The 18130-nt window shown below is 62.1% G+C and carries 16 protein-coding genes and 1 riboswitch; of the genes, 13 read left to right on the top strand and 3 right to left on the bottom strand.

The window, feature by feature from the left end; genetic code table 11:
* Positions 1 to 235 precede the first annotated feature (235 nt).
* The 6 genes from QF039_RS02845 to QF039_RS02820 all read left to right on the top strand — a co-directional run bounded on the left by QF039_RS02845 (position 236) and on the right by QF039_RS02820 (position 6730).
* Entirely contained in the window at positions 236 to 1516 is a 1281-nt protein-coding gene (locus QF039_RS02845; protein ID WP_307516815.1) for an OprD family porin, read from the top strand.
* Positions 1517 to 1544: 28 nt separating this feature from the next.
* Positions 1545 to 2531 (top strand): tripartite tricarboxylate transporter substrate binding protein, encoded by a 987-nt coding sequence (locus tag QF039_RS02840; RefSeq protein ID WP_166742143.1) that lies wholly within the window; start codon positions 1545 to 1547, stop codon positions 2529 to 2531.
* Positions 2532 to 2661: 130 nt separating this feature from the next.
* Positions 2662 to 3120 carry a tripartite tricarboxylate transporter TctB family protein gene (locus QF039_RS02835; RefSeq protein WP_307516812.1) on the top strand — a complete coding sequence of 153 codons (459 nt, stop codon included), beginning with the start codon at positions 2662 to 2664 and terminating at the stop codon, positions 3118 to 3120.
* A gap of 1 nt (position 3121) precedes the next feature.
* The gene (locus QF039_RS02830; protein WP_003212016.1) at positions 3122 to 4636 is read left to right on the top strand and encodes a tripartite tricarboxylate transporter permease; all 1515 of its coding nucleotides are present in this window, start codon (positions 3122 to 3124) and stop codon (positions 4634 to 4636) included.
* Positions 4629 to 5657 carry an AbrB family transcriptional regulator gene (locus tag QF039_RS02825; RefSeq protein WP_307516809.1) on the top strand — a complete coding sequence of 343 codons (1029 nt, stop codon included), beginning with the start codon at positions 4629 to 4631 and terminating at the stop codon, positions 5655 to 5657. The genes QF039_RS02830 and QF039_RS02825 overlap by 8 nt, the downstream gene beginning before the upstream one ends.
* A gap of 122 nt (positions 5658 to 5779) precedes the next feature.
* Complete coding sequence (locus QF039_RS02820; RefSeq protein WP_307516807.1) at positions 5780 to 6730, top strand: YncE family protein; 951 nt, start codon at positions 5780 to 5782, stop codon at positions 6728 to 6730.
* A gap of 18 nt (positions 6731 to 6748) precedes the next feature.
* Here the strand turns inward: QF039_RS02820 and ung are convergent, their stop codons facing one another.
* Positions 6749 to 7441 carry a uracil-DNA glycosylase gene (ung, locus tag QF039_RS02815; RefSeq protein ID WP_307516805.1) on the bottom strand — a complete coding sequence of 231 codons (693 nt, stop codon included), beginning with the start codon at positions 7439 to 7441 and terminating at the stop codon, positions 6749 to 6751.
* 135 nt (positions 7442 to 7576) lie between these two features.
* On the opposite strand from ung, the gene QF039_RS02810 reads away from it, so the two are divergent.
* Positions 7577 to 8689: an enoyl-CoA hydratase/isomerase family protein gene (locus QF039_RS02810; protein ID WP_008437835.1), complete on the top strand. Its 1113-nt coding sequence runs from the start codon at positions 7577 to 7579 to the stop codon at positions 8687 to 8689.
* Here the strand turns inward: QF039_RS02810 and QF039_RS02805 are convergent.
* On the bottom strand, positions 8683 to 9132 hold the full coding sequence (locus tag QF039_RS02805; protein ID WP_307516803.1) for a DUF3757 domain-containing protein: 450 nt from the start codon (positions 9130 to 9132) through the stop codon (positions 8683 to 8685). The genes QF039_RS02810 and QF039_RS02805 overlap by 7 nt on opposite strands.
* Before the next feature lie 160 nt (positions 9133 to 9292).
* Positions 9293 to 9649, bottom strand: coding sequence for a hypothetical protein (locus QF039_RS02800; RefSeq protein ID WP_003212026.1), 357 nt, complete (start codon positions 9647 to 9649; stop codon positions 9293 to 9295).
* A 301-nt stretch (positions 9650 to 9950) separates the two neighbouring features.
* Positions 9951 to 10051, top strand: a riboswitch (guanidine-I (ykkC/yxkD leader).
* 61 nt (positions 10052 to 10112) lie between these two features.
* On the opposite strand from QF039_RS02800, the gene QF039_RS02795 reads away from it, so the two are divergent.
* The 6 genes from QF039_RS02795 to uca all read left to right on the top strand — a co-directional run bounded on the left by QF039_RS02795 (position 10113) and on the right by uca (position 18063).
* Positions 10113 to 11180: a putative urea ABC transporter substrate-binding protein gene (locus QF039_RS02795; RefSeq protein WP_307516800.1), complete on the top strand. Its 1068-nt coding sequence runs from the start codon at positions 10113 to 10115 to the stop codon at positions 11178 to 11180.
* Between the two features lie 12 nt (positions 11181 to 11192).
* Positions 11193 to 12008 carry an ABC transporter permease gene (locus tag QF039_RS02790; RefSeq protein ID WP_017479272.1) on the top strand — a complete coding sequence of 272 codons (816 nt, stop codon included), beginning with the start codon at positions 11193 to 11195 and terminating at the stop codon, positions 12006 to 12008.
* Entirely contained in the window at positions 12005 to 12769 is a 765-nt protein-coding gene (locus QF039_RS02785; RefSeq protein ID WP_307516798.1) for an ABC transporter ATP-binding protein, read from the top strand. Before QF039_RS02790 ends, QF039_RS02785 begins: the two co-directional genes overlap by 4 nt.
* Entirely contained in the window at positions 12766 to 13491 is a 726-nt protein-coding gene (locus tag QF039_RS02780) for an urea amidolyase associated protein UAAP1 (protein ID WP_003212035.1), read from the top strand. Before QF039_RS02785 ends, QF039_RS02780 begins: the two co-directional genes overlap by 4 nt.
* 9 nt (positions 13492 to 13500) lie before the next feature.
* A complete protein-coding gene (locus tag QF039_RS02775) occupies positions 13501 to 14133 on the top strand; it encodes an urea amidolyase associated protein UAAP2 (protein ID WP_003212037.1) in 633 nt (210 codons plus the stop codon).
* 288 nt (positions 14134 to 14421) lie between these two features.
* The gene (gene uca / locus QF039_RS02770) at positions 14422 to 18063 is read left to right on the top strand and encodes an urea carboxylase (protein ID WP_307516795.1); all 3642 of its coding nucleotides are present in this window, start codon (positions 14422 to 14424) and stop codon (positions 18061 to 18063) included.
* The last annotated feature ends 67 nt before the right edge of the window (positions 18064 to 18130 follow it).

Below are 18130 nucleotides of genomic sequence, written 5' to 3'. Positions count from 1 at the left end.
GGGTTTTACCTCGTTCGGGGGTGGTCGGCGCCACGCTTTGCCGGGGAGTTTACAGGCGCGGCCTGCGCTGTGAAGCCCGAAAACATTGAAAGGCGACTGAAAGGTTAGTGAAAGCTTCGCCCTTTAGCATCCAGCCACGGTGGGTTTCGCCTGCCGAGCTATTTCACCCATAGCGCCCGAAAAACGCCTCGAAGCGTTTTCGCCAAAATAAGAACAATAACGGAGTACACCCACGATGCTGCGCACACAGCCGCCTGCTCGTTCTTCTCGTATCACCCAGACCGCCCTTGCCAGTGCCGCCGCCCTCGCCGGCTTTTCGCCCGCAGGCCAGGCCGCCTTTTTCGAGGACAGCACCGCCACCCTCGAAACCCGCAACATGTATTTCAACCGCGACTTTCGCGACGGCACCAGCGCACAACAATCCAAGCGCGACGAGTGGGCCCAGGGCTTCATGCTCAACCTGCAGTCGGGCTACACCGACGGTACGGTCGGCTTCGGCGTGGATGCGCTGGGCATGCTCGGAGTCAAGCTCGACTCCAGCCCCGACCGCACCGGCACCGGGCTGTTGCCGACCCACGACGACGGCCGCGCCGCCAACGAATACTCCAAACTCGGCCTGACCGGCAAAGTGAAGATCTCCGCCACCGAGCTGAAGATCGGCGCGCTGATCCCCGAATTGCCGATCCTCAAGCCCAACGACGGGCGCATCCTGCCGCAGACGTTTGAAGGCGGCCTGCTCAGTTCCAGGGAACTCAAGAACCTGGTGTTCACCGGCGGCCGCCTGAACAAGGCCAAGGACCGCGACGACACCAACTACGAAGACATCGGCCTCAACAACAAGAACAGCCGCTTCCTCAGCGGCGCCACCGGCAAGCATTTCGACTTCGGCGGCGTGGACTACAAGTTCGCCGACAAGATCACCGGCAGCTACCACTTCGCCCAACTCGACGACGTGTACCGCCAGCATTTCCTCGGCCTCGTGGCCTCGCGCCCGATGGGCCCCGGCACCTTCGGCGCCGACCTGCGCCTGGCCGTCAGTGACGACACCGGCGCGGCGCGCGGCGGCAAGATCGACAACACCTCCCTCAACGGCCTCTTCAGCTATGCCCTCAATGGCCATAAGCTCAGCGCCGGTTACCAGCACATGTCCGGCGACAGCGCCTTCCCCTACGTGGACGGTAGCGATCCTTACCTTGTCAACTTCGTGCAGATCAACGACTTTGCCGGCGCCGAAGAACGCTCCTGGCAGGCCCGCTACGACTACGACTTCGCCAAGCTGGGGATTCCCGGCCTGAGTTTCATGAGCCGTTACCTGTCGGGTGACAACATCAAGCTCAAGAACGGCGAGACCGGCAAGGAGTGGGAACGCAACAGTGAGATCCGCTACGTGGTGCAAAGCGGCACGTTCAAGGACGTGGCCGTGCGTCTGCGCAATGCCACCTACCGTTCCAACTATTCGGCCCGTGATGCGGATGAAGTGCGCCTGCTGGTGAGCTACAGCGTCGCACTCTGGTAACAGCAACCTCATAACAACAATGATGGAGATGAACATGACCCTTTCACTGCGTAAATTTGCCCTGACGGCCAGCTGCATGCTGTTCGCCAGCCAACTGCTGGCCGCCGAGCCCAAGCGCCCGGAGTGCATCGCCCCGGCGTCCCCTGGCGGTGGTTTCGACCTGACCTGCAAACTGGCGCAGAGCGCGCTGGTCAACGAGAAACTGTTGAGCAAGCCGATGCGCGTGACCTACATGCCCGGCGGCGTGGGCGCGGTGGCCTACAACGCCGTCGTGGCGCAGCGTCCGGCCGACGCCGGCACGCTTGTGGCGTGGTCCAGCGGCTCGCTGTTGAACCTGGCCCAGGGCAAATTTGGCCGCTTCGATGAAAGCGCCGTGCGCTGGCTCGCGGCCGTCGGCACCAGCTACGGTGCCATCGCGGTGAAAAACGATTCGCCCTACAAAAACCTCGACGATCTGGTCAAGGCCCTGAAGAAAGATCCGGGCAGCGTGGTCATCGGTTCCGGCGGCACCGTCGGCAGCCAGGACTGGATGCAAACCGCCCTGATCGCCAAGGCCGCCGGCATCAACCCGCGTGACCTGCGCTACGTGGCACTGGAAGGCGGCGGCGAGATCGCCACCGCCCTGCTCGGCGGCCATATCCAGGTAGGCAGTACCGACATCTCCGACTCCATGCCGCACATCCTCAGTGGTGACATGCGCCTGCTGGCGGTGTTCTCCGACGAACGCCTGGACGAGCCGGAAATGAAGAACATCCCGACCGCCAAGGAACAAGGCTACGACATCGTCTGGCCGGTGGTGCGTGGCTTCTACCTCGGGCCAAAAGTCAGCGACGAAGACTATGCCTGGTGGAAAGACGCCTTCGACAAACTGCTGGCTTCCGAAGAGTTCGCCAAGCTGCGTGACCAGCGCGAGCTGTTCCCGTTCGCCATGACCGGCCCGGAGCTGGACACCTACGTGAAGAAACAGGTGGCTGACTACAAAGTGCTGGCCAAAGAGTTCGGCCTGATCCAGTAATCGCCCCTCTGTGGGAGCGGGCTTGCTCGCGAAAAACTTCAACGATGACGCGTGCTGCCTGTATAAACGCGACGTCCTGGCGTTCTTCGTGAGCAAGCTCGCGCCTACAAGAGTCTCCAAGGAGTTTCCCATGCTCTTACAACGCATTTTCGCCTCAGTGATGTTGCTGGTCTGTGCCGGCCTCGCACTGATGGCCTGGCCATATCAGGCGTCGTTTTCCTACGAGCCGGTAGGGCCTCGGGCCTACCCGCTGCTGATGCTCGGGCTGATGGGCCTGGGCCTGATCTACATGCTGTTTCGTCCACAGCCCACCAAGCACACAGAAGAAGAGCCCGCGCTGGACCGCCAGACACTGGTCAAGATCGCTGTCTGCGTGACGCTTTTGATCATTTTCGCCGGCACCTTCGAACCCCTGGGGTTCATCCTCAGCAGCATGCTGATCGGCATTCCGATGGCGCGCCTGTATGGCGGCCGCTGGATGCCCAGCGTGGTGATCGTGACCTTGATGAGCATCGGTCTTTACCTGCTGTTCGACAAGGCCATGGATGTACCGCTGCCGCTCGGCCTGCTTGAAGTTCTGGAGAACTGATATGGATACGTTCAGCTATTTGGGCCAGGGCTTCGGCGTTGCACTGACCCCTTACAACCTGATCACCGCACTGTGCGGCACCTTGATCGGCACCGTGGTCGGCCTGTTGCCGGGCCTTGGGCCGATCAACGGCGTAGCGCTGTTGATCCCCATCGCATTTGCCCTGGGGCTGCCGCCTGAGTCGGCCTTGATCCTGTTGGCGGCCGTGTACCTGGGCTGCGAATACGGCGGGCGCATCAGCTCGATCCTGTTGAACATCCCGGGTGAAGCTTCCACCGTGATGACCACCCTCGACGGCTACCCGATGGCTCGCAAAGGCCTGGCGGGCGTGGCGTTGTCGCTGTCGGCGTGGAGTTCGTTCATCGGTGCGTTTATCGCCACCTGCGGCATGGTGCTGTTCGCCCCGCTGCTGGCCAAATGGGCGATTGCCTTCGGCCCGGCGGAATATTTCGTACTGATGGTGTTTGCCATCGTCTGCCTGGGCGGCATGGCCGGTGACAAGCCGCTGAAGACCTTTGTCGCGGCATTGATCGGCCTGTTTCTGTCAGCAGTGGGTATCGATGCCAACAGCGGCGTATACCGCTTCACCGGCGATAACATCCACCTGACCGACGGCATCCAGTTCGTGGTGCTTGTATTGGGCCTGTTCTCCATCAGCGAGATCCTGTTGCTGCTGGAAAAAACCCACCGTGGCCAGGAAGCCGTGAAAGCCACCGGACGCATGATGTTCAACCTGAAGGAAGCTTCCGCGGTATTCGTCGTGAATATTCGCTGCGGCCTGCTGGGTTTCATCATGGGTGTATTGCCGGGCGCGGGTGCCACACTGGCCTCGGCCGTGGCCTACATGACCGAAAAACGCCTGGCCGGTGCCAGCGGTAAATTCGGCCAGGGCGACATGCGCGGCCTCGCGGCTCCGGAAACCGCGATCGGCGCTTCCGCCTGCGGCGCCCTGGTGCCGATGCTGACCCTCGGCGTACCCGGCTCGGGCACCACGGCGGTGATGATCGGCGCCCTGTCGCTGTACAACATCACCCCCGGCCCGCTGCTGTTCCAACAGCAACCGGACATCGTCTGGGGCCTGATCGCCTCGTTGTTTATCGCCAACATCATGCTGGTGATCCTCAACATCCCGATGATCCGCATCTTCACCCGCATCCTTGCCGTGCCGAACTGGGCACTGGTGCCGGTGATCGCCATCATCACTGCGATCGGTGTGTACGCGGTTCACGCCACCACCTTCGACCTGTTCCTGATGGTCGGCATCGGCATCTTCGGCTACATCCTGCGCAAGCTGGATTTCCCGCTGTCGCCGGTGCTGCTGGGCTTTATCCTCGGCGGGTTGATGGAGCAGAACCTGCGTCGTGCGCTGTCGATTTCCAACGGCGAATTGCAGATCCTCTGGTCGAGCCCGATCACCTTCGGCGTGTGGGTACTGACGGCCTTGATGCTGTTGTTCCCGCTACTGCGCATCTGGCGCAAGCGTTCCCTGCAGCGTCGTGCCGTGGCCGATGTCTGAGGCCACGTTCAAATACTGGTGGGCAACACCGCTGGTCGGTCTGCTGGGCGGGTACCTCGCCAGCCAGATCGGCTGGCCACTGCCGTACATGGTCGGCTCGTTGCTGGCCATCATCCTGGTGCGCTGCCTGACACCCTGGCAGCTCGCGGAAATTCCCGGCGGCCGCAAATGCGGCCAATGGGTGGTGGGCATCGGCATCGGCCTGCACTTCACCCCCGTGGTGATCGAGCAGGTGATGAGCCACTTCGGCCTGATCTTCTTCGGCGCGCTGGTCACCAGCCTCTCCAGCATTGTGGGTGTGTGGTTGATGCGCCGCAGCGGTGAAGACCGCGCCACGGCGTTTTTCTCGAGCATGCCGGGTGGGTCGGGGGAGATGGTCAACCTCGGCGCACGCAATGGCGCAGTGCTCAGCCGCGTCGCGGCGGGCCAAAGTTTGCGGGTATTGGTGGTGGTGCTCTGTGTGCCGGCGGCGTTTAAGTATTTGCTGGGGGATGGTGCCCCGCAGTTCCATCCAGCGACAGTGGATTGGACCTGGCTGGCGCTGCTGTTTCCCGTCGGCGCCCTGGTGGCCTGGGGTTGGCAGCGTTTGCGTCAGCCAAACCCCTGGCTGTTCGGACCGCTGCTGGTCAGTGCCGCTGCCAGCATTACCTGGGACTTGCACATCGGGCTGCCCGACGGCGGCAGCCAGATTGGCCAGTGGCTGATCGGCAGCGGCCTGGGCTGCCACTTCAACCGGCAGTTCTTCCGGCGCGCGCCGTTGTTCATGGGACGTACGTTGATCGGTACGGCGTTGACCATGTTGATTGCGACGCTGGCGGCTGTGGGCTTGAGTGCGCTCACACATCTGGATCTGCGTTCGCTGACACTGGGCATGATGCCAGGCGGAATCGCGGAAATGAGCCTGACGGCGGAAACCCTGCAACTGTCGGTGCCGTTGGTGACGGCGATGCAGGTGATGCGTTTGTTGTTTGTGTTGTTTCTGGCGGAGCCGTTGTTCAGGCACTGGAACCGACAGCCCTGACCTGCCATCCGTCGGAACTGTCAATATTCACAGCTGGACAAGTGGAAGGGCTGGAGGCTCAATCGTCCCAGCCCAGCCCTTTAGAGTCGGGCCTTCAGACTGACCTTCAGAGGGTAAGGATTATGACCAGAAAATCCCCCCAGCCCCCCTTTCAAGCGACTGGAACATTGAACGGCGATGAGGAACCCAAAGGCATTATCAGCCTCATCAACGTTGCAGACACACCCAGCCGTATAGTGGTCAGTGCGGATGGGGCACGCCTCTACATCTCGAGTACGCGTGAATCTGTCATGGTCATTGATACTGCCAGCGATTCCGTCATCCACACCATTGAAGGTCACGGAACCCCGCTGTGGATGGCCCTGCACCCCACGCAACCACGGATCTATATCAGCTATGGAAACCGCCCGGGCAACCCCGTGGTCGAGGTGATCAGCACCGTTACGTTTGACGTGATCGAGACGATCACGGGTTTTTTCTTCATCAATGGCATTGCGTTGAATTCGAGCGGATCGCGGCTGTATGTCCCTGACAAAGCTGGCGAGCTGGATGTGATCACCACCGCCCCCCCTCAACAACGCGCCAAACTGAGATTTACCGTTGGCCCCGACATTGTCGCCATCGCGCCCGGCAATGCCCGAGCCCACCTGGCCAACGACCAGGCAGACTGGTTCGTCGTCCATCTCGGGACCAATCAATTGGTCACCAGCATCAATACGGGACTGGTAGCCACCCCAGCAACTATCGCCCACGCGATCCACGCAGCGCGCATTTACATCCTCTATCCAAACGCGGGCTTGATTTATATAGGAGACACAACCACCTATCACCAAAGCGAAATTCTCTCCCGCCTGCAACACCCCTGGGATATCGCGTTTAACAGCATGCGAGAACTCGCCTACGTCACCGAAACCGAGGGTGACCGGATCAGCATCATCAATACCACCAGCCAAAGCATCTCCGGTACATTCGAGGGGTTCAACAGGCCCAGGGGCATTGCGGCGACACGAGACGGCCGCACGGCCTATGTCGCCAACAGCGGCGACAACACCGTGGCCAGGGTCCGAGTTTGAGCCACCGGAACACAAGACTCAGAGCGACGGCAACACCCAATTGATCGGCGTCTCGCCATTCTGCTCAAGAAACTTGTTGGTGCGGCTGAAATGCCCGCAGCCAATAAACCCTCTATAGGCCGACAACGGCGACGGATGCACCGACGTCAGCACCAGGTGCTTGGTGGCGTCGATCAGCTTCTGCTTGCCCTGCGCATGGGCGCCCCACAGCAAGAACACCAGGTGCGGCTGATGCTCGCTCACCACTTCAATAATCCGATCGGTAAAGAACTGCCAGCCCTTGCCCGCATGGGCGTTGGCATTCGCGCGCTCCACGGTCATGGTGGTGTTGATCATCAGCACGCCCTGGTCGGCCCAGCTTTGCAGGTAGCCGTGGTTGGGAATGTCGATGTTCAGGTCACGCTTGAGTTCTTTGTAGATATTGACCAGCGACGGCGGTGCCGGCACGCCCGGTTGCACCGAGAAGCACAAGCCGTGGGCCTGGCCCGGGCCGTGATACGGGTCCTGGCCGAGGATCACCACCTTGACCTTGTCCAGGGGCGTTGAGTTGAGTGCGTTGAAGATCATCGGGCCGGGTGGGTAGATCTCCTTGCCTGCCGCGTGCTCCTGGCGCAGGAATTCCCGCAACTGGGCCATGTACGGCTGGTCGAACTCGTCACGCAGGGCGTGTTTCCAGCTGGGTTCGAGTTTGATACGGTCGTCGGTGGTCATGGTTACGCTGTCTAGTCAAAAGAATGAGGCGAACCCTAGGAAAGCCGACCTTGCTTGTCAATTGATCTGACGCAGATACCGCACTTTCCTGCGAAGCGATCATACTGAACCTTCACTTTCTCGATTGAGGTCATGATGAACCTGCACTTCGAAGAGCTGATTGGCACCGGCGGCGCCCGCGTTGGCATCGCCAGCCTGGACGCGGAAAAATCCCTCAATGCCTTGTCGTTGCCGATGATCCTGGCCCTGAGCGAACGCCTGGACGCCTGGGCCAAAGACCCGCAAATCGTCTGCGTGCTGCTGCGCGGCAATGGCCCCAAGGCTTTTTGCGCCGGTGGCGAAGTGCGCAGCCTGGCCCAGGCCTGCCGTGAACATCCCGGCGAAGTACCGGCGCTGGCCGCGCAATTTTTCGCCGCGGAGTACCGCCTCGACTACCGCCTGCACACCTATCCCAAACCGCTGATCTGCTGGGGCCACGGCTATGTGCTGGGCGGTGGCATGGGCTTGCTGCAAAGCGCCGCCGTGCGCATCGTCACTCCGAGCAGCCGCCTGGCCATGCCGGAAATCAGCATCGGCCTGTACCCGGACGTGGGCGCCAGTTGGTTCCTGTCTCGCCTGCCCGGCAAGTTGGGGTTGTTCCTCGGCCTGACCGGCGCCCATATGAATGGCCGCGACGCCCTGGACCTGGGCCTGGCTGACCGTTTCCTGCTGGATGAACAACAAGACGAACTGCTTGAAGGCCTGCTGCAACTGAACTGGCAGGAACAGACCGACATGCAGCTCAACAGCCTGCTCAAGGCCCTGGCCCAGGAAGCCGCCGGCCAGTTGCCCGAAGCCCAATGGCTGCCGCGCCGTGGGCAGATCGACGAGTGGCTGGACGTGGGGGATGTACGCTGTGCGTGGCGAGCCTTGAGCCAGTTACGCGATCACACCGACCCGCTGCTCCGCCGCGCAGGCAAGACCCTGAGCGAAGGCTGCCCGCTGACCGCGCACCTGGTGTGGGAACAGATCCAGCGCGCGCGGCACCTGTCCCTGGCCCAGGTGTTCCAGATGGAATACACCTTGAGCCTGAACTGCTGCCGTCACCCGGAATTCAGCGAAGGTGTGCGGGCGCGGTTGATCGACAAGGATCAGCAGCCACACTGGCACTGGCCGGACATCAACTTGATCCCCGAGGCCGTGGTGCAGGCGCACTTCCACAAGGTCTGGGAAGGGCGGCATCCGCTGGCGGACCTGTCTGACTATTGAGCGCCCGTCGGCGCTTTTTTGCCCTCGAACGTGAAGGCACAATTATCGGGTTGGTGGTCGTCGCACTGGAAAATCTGTTGCCCGAAAGCATCGGTGCCCGGTACCCAATGCGTGGTATCTGCCAGCGACATCGCCCCCCCGGCTTGATCCGTGCCGTACCTCAGGGTGACTGTCTTACCCCTCAGGGTTTTATAAATGCACTTTTCCAGATAGCCATGCTTGCGCTCGTCCTGCTCGCTTGGAGTAAAAAGCGCGCCGACAAAGGTTTCCACGAATTCCCCGCCGCTCATTGCCTGGCTTATCCATGGCGAGTCGCTGTCAGTTCCCTGAAAGTGACCGTCAACGTAGCGTACAGCACTCGGGTAAGGACAGGATTGCGCTGCTGCCAACGTACTGACGCCAAGAAAAGCAAAAAATAACAGGTAGAGCGGGCTGACGTTCATGTCATGGGTTCCATCAGTCGATGCTGGAAGCGATACGCCAAACAGGCGACTGCTCCCAATTAACTACAGGCGTAACCCACAGGATAGCTGTCAAATATGACAGTGCCGACCAACGGTAAACAAAAACGGCGCCTGAGCGCCGTTTTTCCAATTATTCCTATCAGCGATGACCGCCGCCACGGCCTCCACCCTGACCACCACCCTGGCCATGTCCGCCACCATTACCCCAGTGACTGTTGCCCCAACCCTGGTTTGGGTAAGGCCGATAACCCGCGCGCGGCCCCGCAGGATAATAGCGAGGCGCCGGCTGGTAATAACGCGGCGACGGGTAATAACGCTGCGGTGGCGGGTAGTAACCCTGGCGGTAATGGTAATACGGGCCGCCGCCGTAGTAATACGCCGGCGCGGGCGCCGTGTAGACCTCGGAACCGTAGTAGGCCTGGCCGCCACCGTAATAAGGCGCGCACGCAGAAAGGGTCAAGCCGAGCAAAGCGATGAGAAGCAGTCGACGATACATGGCGGCCTCCTGGACCGCGGAAGAGCACACCCAGCGACGCTGGGGGCGGCAAACAGCTTTCACTGCCTGACGAAATATCTGACATCAAAAACGGAATCTGGTGCGATTTAGACATAGATTGATACATCTGCCGGTCGCCTCATTGCAGTGCAATCCCGCACCACCACGACGCATATTCACCGCACGTTGCGCCCCCCTCCTCGCGCCAACCCGCGCCATTACTGCACCCGTGCCACTTGGCACGACTCTCGCTTTACCTCTCCAGTGCAGGAGTCATCACAGGTTCGCGGCACCACAATTTGCAATGGCTGACTAGGGTTCCGGCTCGCTAAGGCGAGTGGCTGGTCCGAGAGTCGGCGACCTCCAGTTGAGGTTACACGGCGGGATAAAAGCCCGGGAGACAAGCCACCGTTCACGGTGCCGCGTTGCTCCTGCTCGCCCTTGATCAACTGGAGAAGCATCCATGCCCTCGATACGTTTACCCGCCCTGCTCGCCGCCGCCTTCGCCGCCGTGGTGAGTTTTTCCGCCCAAGCCACCCCCAAAGACCATTTCAGCGTGTGCTGGACGATCTATTCCGGCTGGATGCCGTGGGAATACGCCGGCAGCCAAGGCATCCTCGACAAGTGGGCCAAGAAGTACGGCATCAAGATCGACATGGTGCAGCTCAATGACTACGTCGAATCCATCAACCAGTACACCGCCGGCCAGTTCGACGGCTGCACCATGACCAACATGGACGCCCTGACCATTCCCGCCGCCGGCGGCGTGGACAGCACCGCGCTGGTGGTCAGCGACTTCTCCAATGGCAACGATGGCGTGGTCATCAAAGGTGAAGGCAAGACCGTCGCCGACCTCAAGGGCATGAACGTCAACCTGGTGGAACTCTCGGTGTCCCACTACCTGCTGGCTCGTGCCCTGGAGTCGGCCAACCTCACCGAAAAAGACCTGAAAGTGGTCAACACCTCCGACGCCGACATCGCCGCCGCCTTCAACACCGACCAGGTCAAGGCCGTCACTACCTGGAACCCGATGCTCTCGGAGATCAAGGCCAAGCCCGGCGTCACTGAAGTGTTCGATTCCAGCAAAGTGCCCGGCGAAATCATGGACATGATGGTGGTCAACACCCAGACCCTCAAAGACAACCCCAAGCTGGGCAAGGCGCTGACCGGTGCCTGGTTTGAAGTGGTCGCCTTGATGAACGCGAAAAACGCCGCCAGCACCGACGCCCTGGAGCACATGGCCAAGGCCTCCGGCACCGACCTCAAGGGCTTCCAGTCGCAACTGGACACCACCAAGCTGTTCGCCACGCCCAAGGAAGCCCTGGCCTTCGCCACCAGCGCGCAGTTGCCCGCCACCATGGGCAAAGTCGCCGAGTTCTCGTTTAAACACGGCCTGCTGGGTGAAGGTGCCAAGGACACCAACGCCGTGGGCATGAGCTTCGCCAATGGCGTGACCCGCGGCGACACCGCCAACCTCAAGCTGCATTTCGACCCCAGCTACGTACAGATGGCCGCCGACGGCACGCTGTAAGAGGACCCGGCCATGCGCCTGATCAACCGTCACCCGGAACGCTCCAGTCGCCTGCTGTTGGTGCTGCTGCCCTTCGCCCTGCTGCTGTTCGCCTACTTCGTGGGCTCGGCCGAGCGCCTGGCAGACAACCCCAACGACAAGCTGCTGCCCAGCGCCGCACAAATGGGCGACGCAGTGAAACGCCTGGCCTTCAGCGCCGACGCGCGCACCGGTGAATACGTGCTGTGGCAAGACAGCGCATCAAGCCTGCGCCGCCTGGCGATCGGCCTGGGCATCAGCGCCCTCGCCGGCCTGTGCCTGGGCATCGCTGCCGGCACCTTGCCGCTGTTTGGCGCACCGTTGTCGCCCTTGCTGACGGTGCTGTCGATGGTGCCGCCGCTGGCGATCCTGCCGATCCTGTTCATCGTGTTCGGGCTGGGGGAATTGTCGAAAGTGATGCTGATCGTGATCGGTATCACCCCGGCCCTGGCGCGGGACCTGGAACAGCGGGCACGGGAAATTCCCGTGGAGTTGCTGGTGAAGGCACAGACCCTCGGCGCCTCCACCTGGACCCTGATGCTGCGGGTGGTGCTGCCGCAATTGCTGCCACGTTTGCTGATCTCCCTGCGCTTGATGCTCGGCTCGGCGTGGCTGTTCCTGATTGCAGCCGAAGCCATCGCCTCCACCGACGGTTTGGGTTACCGGATCTTCCTGGTGCGCCGCTACCTGGCGATGGACGTGATCCTGCCCTACGTGGTGTGGATCACCCTGCTGGCCTGGCTGATGGACTGGGGCCTCAAGGCCCTGACCCGGCGCGCGTTCCCCTGGTACGAAGGAGCGCGGGCATGAGCTTTATCAACGTCAACAATGTGTGGCAGCGCTATGGCGACCAGGTGGTATTGGAGCGCCTGAACCTGCACGTGGCTGAAGGCGAATTCTGCACCCTGGTCGGCACCTCCGGTTGCGGCAAATCGACCTTCCTGCGCCTGCTGCTAGGGCAGGAAACCGCCAGCCATGGCGAGATCCTGCTGGACGGTAAACCGCTCGCCGCCGAACCCGACGCCAGCCGTGGCGTGGTGTTCCAGCGCTACTCGGTGTTCCCGCATCTGACGGTGCTGGACAACGTTGCGCTGGGCCTTGAGTTGCCGCGTTCAGCGTTGCTCGGCCGCCTGTTCGGCAGCGCGAAAAAACAGGCCCGGGAACAGGCCGCAGCCCTGCTGCATAAAGTCGGTTTGGGCCATGCCCTGGACAAGTACCCGGCGCAGCTTTCCGGCGGTATGCAGCAGCGGCTGGCCATCGCCCAGGCGCTGATCATGAAGCCCCGCGTGTTGCTGCTGGACGAACCCTTCGGCGCCCTCGACCCGGGCATTCGCAAAGACATGCACCTGCTGTTGCTGGAGCTGTGGCGCGAAACCAAGCTGACGGTGTTCATGGTCACCCACGACCTCAGCGAAGGCTTCAGCCTCGGCACCCGCTTGCTGGTGTTCGACAAGGTGCGCCTCGACCCCCACGCCCCCGGCGCCTACGGCGCCCGCATCACCTACGACATCCCTTTGAACAGCGAGCGCCGCAAGGCGATCGCCGCCGAACTTGGAGCCACTTCCAAATGACCGACTCAACTCAATTGTTCCCACCTTTCGCCGAGGAAATGCTCCCCGGCGGCGGCCACCGTTCCTTTGTGCTCAAGCGCGGCCAACTGCTGCGCCTCACCGACATTCGCGGCGGCGCCAACGTCAGTTTGACACTGCTCAATGCCAATGAAAAAACCGAGCGCCTGAACCTGCCCGACAGCCTCAAATGCCAACACACCGCCAAGCTCACCAACGGCCATTGCCTGTACTCGGACATGGGCCGCGTGCTGGCTGCCATCACCGCCGACACCTGCGGCTGGAGTGACAGTATCGGCGGCGTGTCATGCGCCTCCGAGGTCGCGGAAAAATACGGCAAAGGCCGCTATCAAGAGCTGCGCAACGGCTTCTACCGCAACGGCACCGACAACCTGCTGGTGGAACTGGGCAAGTGGGGCCTGGGGCTGTCCGACCTGCTGATGACCCTCAACCTGTTCAGCAAAGTCACGGTAGATGAAGCTGGCAGCCTGCACTTTGTCCCCGGTCACTCCAAGGCCGGCGACTACATCGAACTCTACGCACCGATGGACACACTGGTGGTGCTCACCGCGCTGCAACATCCCATGGACCCCAACCCCGAGTACGCGCCGCAGCCGCTGAAACTCAGCTGGATGAACGCCGACCCAAGCGTCGCCGAACACTGCCGAACCTCGCGCCCGGAAAACGAGCGCGGCTTTATCAACACCGACCGTCTGTTCGCCTGAGGACCTGCCATGTCTATCGCACTCGCCAAACAACCGGACGCGGCCGTGTACCGCGCGACCATTCCCGCCGGCGAACCCTGGCTGATGGAAGTCAAGGCCGGCCAGACCCTGCGCATCCTCGACCTTGAGGGCAACCAGGCGGTCGACACGCTGTTCTACAGCCTGAAAAACCCCAGGGAACGCTACGACGTGCAGCGCACCCTGCGTCGGCAAAACAGCGTGTACCTGAGCACCGGCAGCGTGCTGTATTCCAACCTCGGCCAGCCGATGCTGACCATCGTCGACGACACCTGCGGACGCCACGACACCCTTGGCGGCGCCTGCGCCCAAGAGAGCAACACCGTGCGCTACGCCCTGGAAAAACGCTACATGCACAGCTGCCGCGACAACTACCTGCGGGCCTGCGCCCACGATGGCCGGCTGGGTAAAAGCGACATCGGGCCGAACATCAATTTCTTCATGAACGTGCCGGTGACTGCCGATGGCGGGTTGACCTTCGAGGACGGGATTTCCGCCCCCGGCAAGTACGTCGACCTGCGGGCCGAGATGGACGTGATCGTACTGATCTCCAACTGCCCGCAACTGAACAACCCGTGCAACGGCTACAACCCAACCCCTGCGGAGTTACTGGTATGGAACTGAAGATCAAGCGGTTGCGCCAGTGGTTGTTCGCCCTGTGCCAGGCCCGGGCCGGGCAGTGTCTGCGAAAACGCTGAATATTAACTGTGGGAGCGGGCTTGCTCGCGAAAGCGGCGTATCAGGCGACTGATGTATTGACTGAACCACCGCATTCGCGAGCAAGCCCGCTCCCACACTCCACCTCCCACACTGACTGCATGCGCTGCGGACGACCGCAGCGCCATCCACATTTGCGGGACGGCCCGCATCCCAGGACAAGGCCGAGCACTCATCGGCCTGCGGGGTTTTGCCATGTTCGAAAAACTGTTGATCGCCAACCGTGGCGCCATCGCCTGCCGCATCCTGCGCACCCTGCGTGAGCTTTCGGTCAAGGGCGTGGCGGTGTATTCCGAAGCCGATGCCGCCAGCCTGCATATCCAGCAAGCGGATGAGGCCTACAGCCTGGGCGAAGGCGCGGCGGCCGGCACCTATTTGTCGGTGGAGAAAATCCTCGCCACGGCCAAGGCCTGTGGCGCCACCGCGATTCATCCCGGCTATGGCTTTCTATCGGAAAACGCCGCCTTCGCCGAAGCCTGCGAAACAGCAGGCATCGCCTTCGTCGGCCCGACGCCGGAACAGCTGCGGGTATTCGGCCTCAAGCACACCGCGCGCGCGTTGGCCAGGCAGCACAACATCCCGCTGCTGGAAGGCACCGAGCTGCTCAACAGCCTCGACGCCGCACTACTGGCCGGGGAAACCGTGGGCTATCCGATCATGCTTAAAAGCACCGCTGGTGGTGGCGGGATCGGCATGCGCGTGTGCCACAGCGCCGATGAATTGCGCGACTGTTTCGAGGCGGTGAAGCGCCTGGGCCAGAACAATTTCAGCGATGCCGATGTGTTTATCGAGAAGTACATCCAGCACGCCCGGCACCTGGAAGTGCAGGTGTTTGGTGATGGCTGCGGCGAGGTCATCGCCCTCGGCGTGCGCGACTGTTCGGTGCAGCGGCGCAACCAGAAAGTGCTTGAAGAAACCCCGGCGCCGAACCTGCCCGACGGCATGGCGGATGAGCTGTGCCGTGCCGCCATCACCCTGGCCAAGGCAGTGAATTACCGCAGCGCCGGCACCGTGGAATTTATCTTTGATAGCGCCGATGGCCGCTTCTATTTTCTGGAAGTGAACACCCGGTTGCAGGTGGAACATGGCGTCACCGAGCAAGTGTGGGGCGTGGACCTGGTGCGCTGGATGGTGCAATTGGCCGCCGGGGAAATGCCGCCATTGCGGGAACTGCGACTGAAGCCTCACGGCCACGCGATTCAGGCACGCCTGTACGCCGAAGATCCGGGCCGGGAGTTTCAGCCAAGCCCGGGGCTTTTGACGTATGTGGACTTCCCGGTCGCTGAAGGCCTGCGCATCGATACGTGGGTGGAGGCCGGTTGCGAGATTCCGCCCTACTTCGACCCGATGATCGCCAAGCTCATCACCTGGGCGCCGACCCGCGAACAGGCACGCCTGGATTTGCATCAAGCCCTGAGCAACAGCCAACTGTACGGCGTGGAAACCAACCGCGATTATCTGCGCCAGATTCTGCTCGCTACACCGTTCGCCAGTGGCCATCCGTGGACGCGCTGCCTTGAAGATTTGGTGTACCACGCCAACACGTTTGAAGTGCTCAGCGCCGGCACGCAAACCAGTGTGCAGGACTATCCGGGGCGCCTCGGTTACTGGGCCGTAGGCGTGCCGCCGTCGGGGCCGATGGACAGTCGCGCGCTGCGCCTGGGCAATCGCCTGCTGGGCAATGCCGAGGGCACCGCTGCGCTGGAAATCACCATGAGCGGGCCGTTGCTGCGCTTCAATTGTGCGGCGGTGGTGGCGGTGACGGGTGCAGACATTGTGCTGCGCTTGAATGATGAAGCGGTACCGATGAACACCGCGTTGCTGATCCCGGCGGACGCAACCTTGAGCCTGGGCACCATCGCCGGGGCCGGAGCTCGCAGCTACCTTTGCGTGCGCGGCGGGCTGCAGGTTCCGGATTATCTGGGAAGCAAAAGTACCTTCACCCTTGGCCAGTTTGGTGGGCATGGCGGGCGGGCTTTGCGGGCGGGTGATGTGTTGCACTTACTGCCGTTGGAGGATGTCAGTTGCGGCAATACGCTAGTGCCTGAACCGCTTGGCGAGGTGCGAACACTGCGGGTGATCTACGGCCCCCACGGCGCGCCGGAATACTTCAAGCCCGAGTACATCGAGACGTTCTTTGCCACCCAGTGGGAAGTGCATTTCAACTCCAGCCGCACGGGTGTGAGGTTGATCGGGCCGAAGCCTCTGTGGGCGCGTACGGATGGCGGTGAGGCGGGGTTGCATCCGTCGAATATTCACGACAATCCGTATGCGATCGGTGCGGTGGATTTTACCGGGGACATGCCGGTGATCCTCGGCCCCGACGGCCCGAGCCTGGGTGGGTTTGTATGCCCGGTGACGGTGATCGAGGCGGACTTGTGGCAGCTGGGCCAGCTCAAGGCGGGTGACAAAATCTGCTTCACCCCCGTCGACATCAAGACTGCCCGCGACCTCGCCTTGAACTGGGATCGTTCCCACGCTCTGCGTGGGAATGCCGCCTGGGACGCTCCGCGTCCCGCTGTCGACGCAATGACGCAGAGCGTCACAGGATGCATTCCCACGCAGAGCGTGGGAACGATCAGGTCGCCTGTTGTTCTGGACGTCGGCCAGGCCGACACCCGCCTGGTCGCCCGCCTCGCCGGCGACACCCACCTGCTCCTGGAAATCGGCGCCCCGGAACTCGACCTGGTGCTGCGCTTTCGCGCCCACGCCCTGATGCAAGCCCTCGAAGCACAAGCCCTGCACGGCGTCATCGACCTGACACCCGGCATCCGCTCCCTGCAAATCCACTATCAGCCCGAACAACTTACCCTCGCCGACCTCCTGGCGCTGATCACCGCCGAATGGCACGCCGTCTGCGCCAGCCAAAACCTGCAGGTGCCGTCGCGCATCGTCCACCTGCCACTGTCCTGGGACGACCCGGCCTGCCAACTGGCGATCGAAAAATACATGACCACCGTGCGCAAGGATGCCCCGTGGTGCCCGAGCAACCTGGAGTTCATCCGCCGCATCAACGACCTGGCCAACCTCGACGAAGTGCGCCACACCGTGTTCGATGCCAGCTACCTGGTGATGGGCCTGGGCGACGTCTACCTCGGCGCGCCCGTGGCCACGCCGCTGGACCCGCGTCACCGCCTGGTCACCACCAAGTACAACCCGGCACGCACCTGGACCGCCGAAAACTCCGTGGGCATCGGTGGCGCCTACCTGTGCGTCTACGGCATGGAAGGCCCCGGCGGTTATCAGTTCGTCGGGCGTACCTTGCAGATGTGGAACCGCTACCGGGAAGTGGCCGCGTTCGATGGCAAACCGTGGTTGCTGCGCTTCTTCGACCAGATCCGCTTTTACCCGGTGAGCGCCGATGAGCTGGTGCAGATCCGCCGGGATTTTCCCCTTGGGCGGTTTGAACTGAGCATCGAACACAGCCAGTTGAACCTGACGGACTACCAGGCCTTTCTCGCGCAGGAAGCCGAGAGCATTGGCGAGTTTCGCGGGCAACAACAGCGCGCGTTCAACGCCGAACGCGAACGCTGGATCGCCAGTGGCCAGGCGCATTTCGACAGCGAGGAACTCGCCGCACCACAGGGCGCAGACACGCCCTTGCAGGCCAACGAATACAGCATCGACAGCCACATCGCCGGCAATCTCTGGCAAGTGCAGGTCAGCGCTGGCGAACGCGTGGCGGCGGGGGATGTGCTGGTGATCCTGGAGTCGATGAAAATGGAAATCCCGGTAGTCGCACCGTTCGCCGGTACCGTAAGGGAAATCCCCGTGCAACCGGGCAGCGGCATTGGTGCAGGCCAACGGGTGGTGGTGCTGGAGCGTGATTTGCAATAACGCGGCGGGGCTGTATCGTGCAAGGCACACCGGGTTTCACCGGGACCTTGTCCGATACAGCCTGAAC

The sequence above is a fragment of the Pseudomonas sp. W2I6 genome, assembly GCF_030815935.1.
In the GTDB taxonomy this organism is placed as follows: domain Bacteria; phylum Pseudomonadota; class Gammaproteobacteria; order Pseudomonadales; family Pseudomonadaceae; genus Aquipseudomonas.
This window is presented reverse-complemented; position numbering and strand designations above follow the sequence as displayed.

Coding starts and splice junctions, on each gene's coding strand:
- QF039_RS02835 (WP_307516812.1), top strand. CDS start 2,662: ATGCTCTTACAACGCATTTTCGCCTCAGTGATGTTGCTGGTCTGTGCC.
- QF039_RS02830 (WP_003212016.1), top strand. CDS start 3,122: ATGGATACGTTCAGCTATTTGGGCCAGGGCTTCGGCGTTGCACTGACC.
- QF039_RS02805 (WP_307516803.1), bottom strand. CDS start 9,132: ATGAACGTCAGCCCGCTCTACCTGTTATTTTTTGCTTTTCTTGGCGTC.
- QF039_RS02800 (WP_003212026.1), bottom strand. CDS start 9,649: ATGTATCGTCGACTGCTTCTCATCGCTTTGCTCGGCTTGACCCTTTCT.
- QF039_RS02790 (WP_017479272.1), top strand. CDS start 11,193: ATGCGCCTGATCAACCGTCACCCGGAACGCTCCAGTCGCCTGCTGTTG.
- QF039_RS02845 (WP_307516815.1), top strand. CDS start 236: ATGCTGCGCACACAGCCGCCTGCTCGTTCTTCTCGTATCACCCAGACC.
- QF039_RS02785 (WP_307516798.1), top strand. CDS start 12,005: ATGAGCTTTATCAACGTCAACAATGTGTGGCAGCGCTATGGCGACCAG.
- QF039_RS02810 (WP_008437835.1), top strand. CDS start 7,577: ATGAACCTGCACTTCGAAGAGCTGATTGGCACCGGCGGCGCCCGCGTT.
- QF039_RS02795 (WP_307516800.1), top strand. CDS start 10,113: ATGCCCTCGATACGTTTACCCGCCCTGCTCGCCGCCGCCTTCGCCGCC.
- uca (WP_307516795.1), top strand. CDS start 14,422: ATGTTCGAAAAACTGTTGATCGCCAACCGTGGCGCCATCGCCTGCCGC.
- QF039_RS02825 (WP_307516809.1), top strand. CDS start 4,629: ATGTCTGAGGCCACGTTCAAATACTGGTGGGCAACACCGCTGGTCGGT.
- QF039_RS02840 (WP_166742143.1), top strand. CDS start 1,545: ATGAACATGACCCTTTCACTGCGTAAATTTGCCCTGACGGCCAGCTGC.
- QF039_RS02775 (WP_003212037.1), top strand. CDS start 13,501: ATGTCTATCGCACTCGCCAAACAACCGGACGCGGCCGTGTACCGCGCG.
- ung (WP_307516805.1), bottom strand. CDS start 7,441: ATGACCACCGACGACCGTATCAAACTCGAACCCAGCTGGAAACACGCC.
- QF039_RS02780 (WP_003212035.1), top strand. CDS start 12,766: ATGACCGACTCAACTCAATTGTTCCCACCTTTCGCCGAGGAAATGCTC.
- QF039_RS02820 (WP_307516807.1), top strand. CDS start 5,780: ATGACCAGAAAATCCCCCCAGCCCCCCTTTCAAGCGACTGGAACATTG.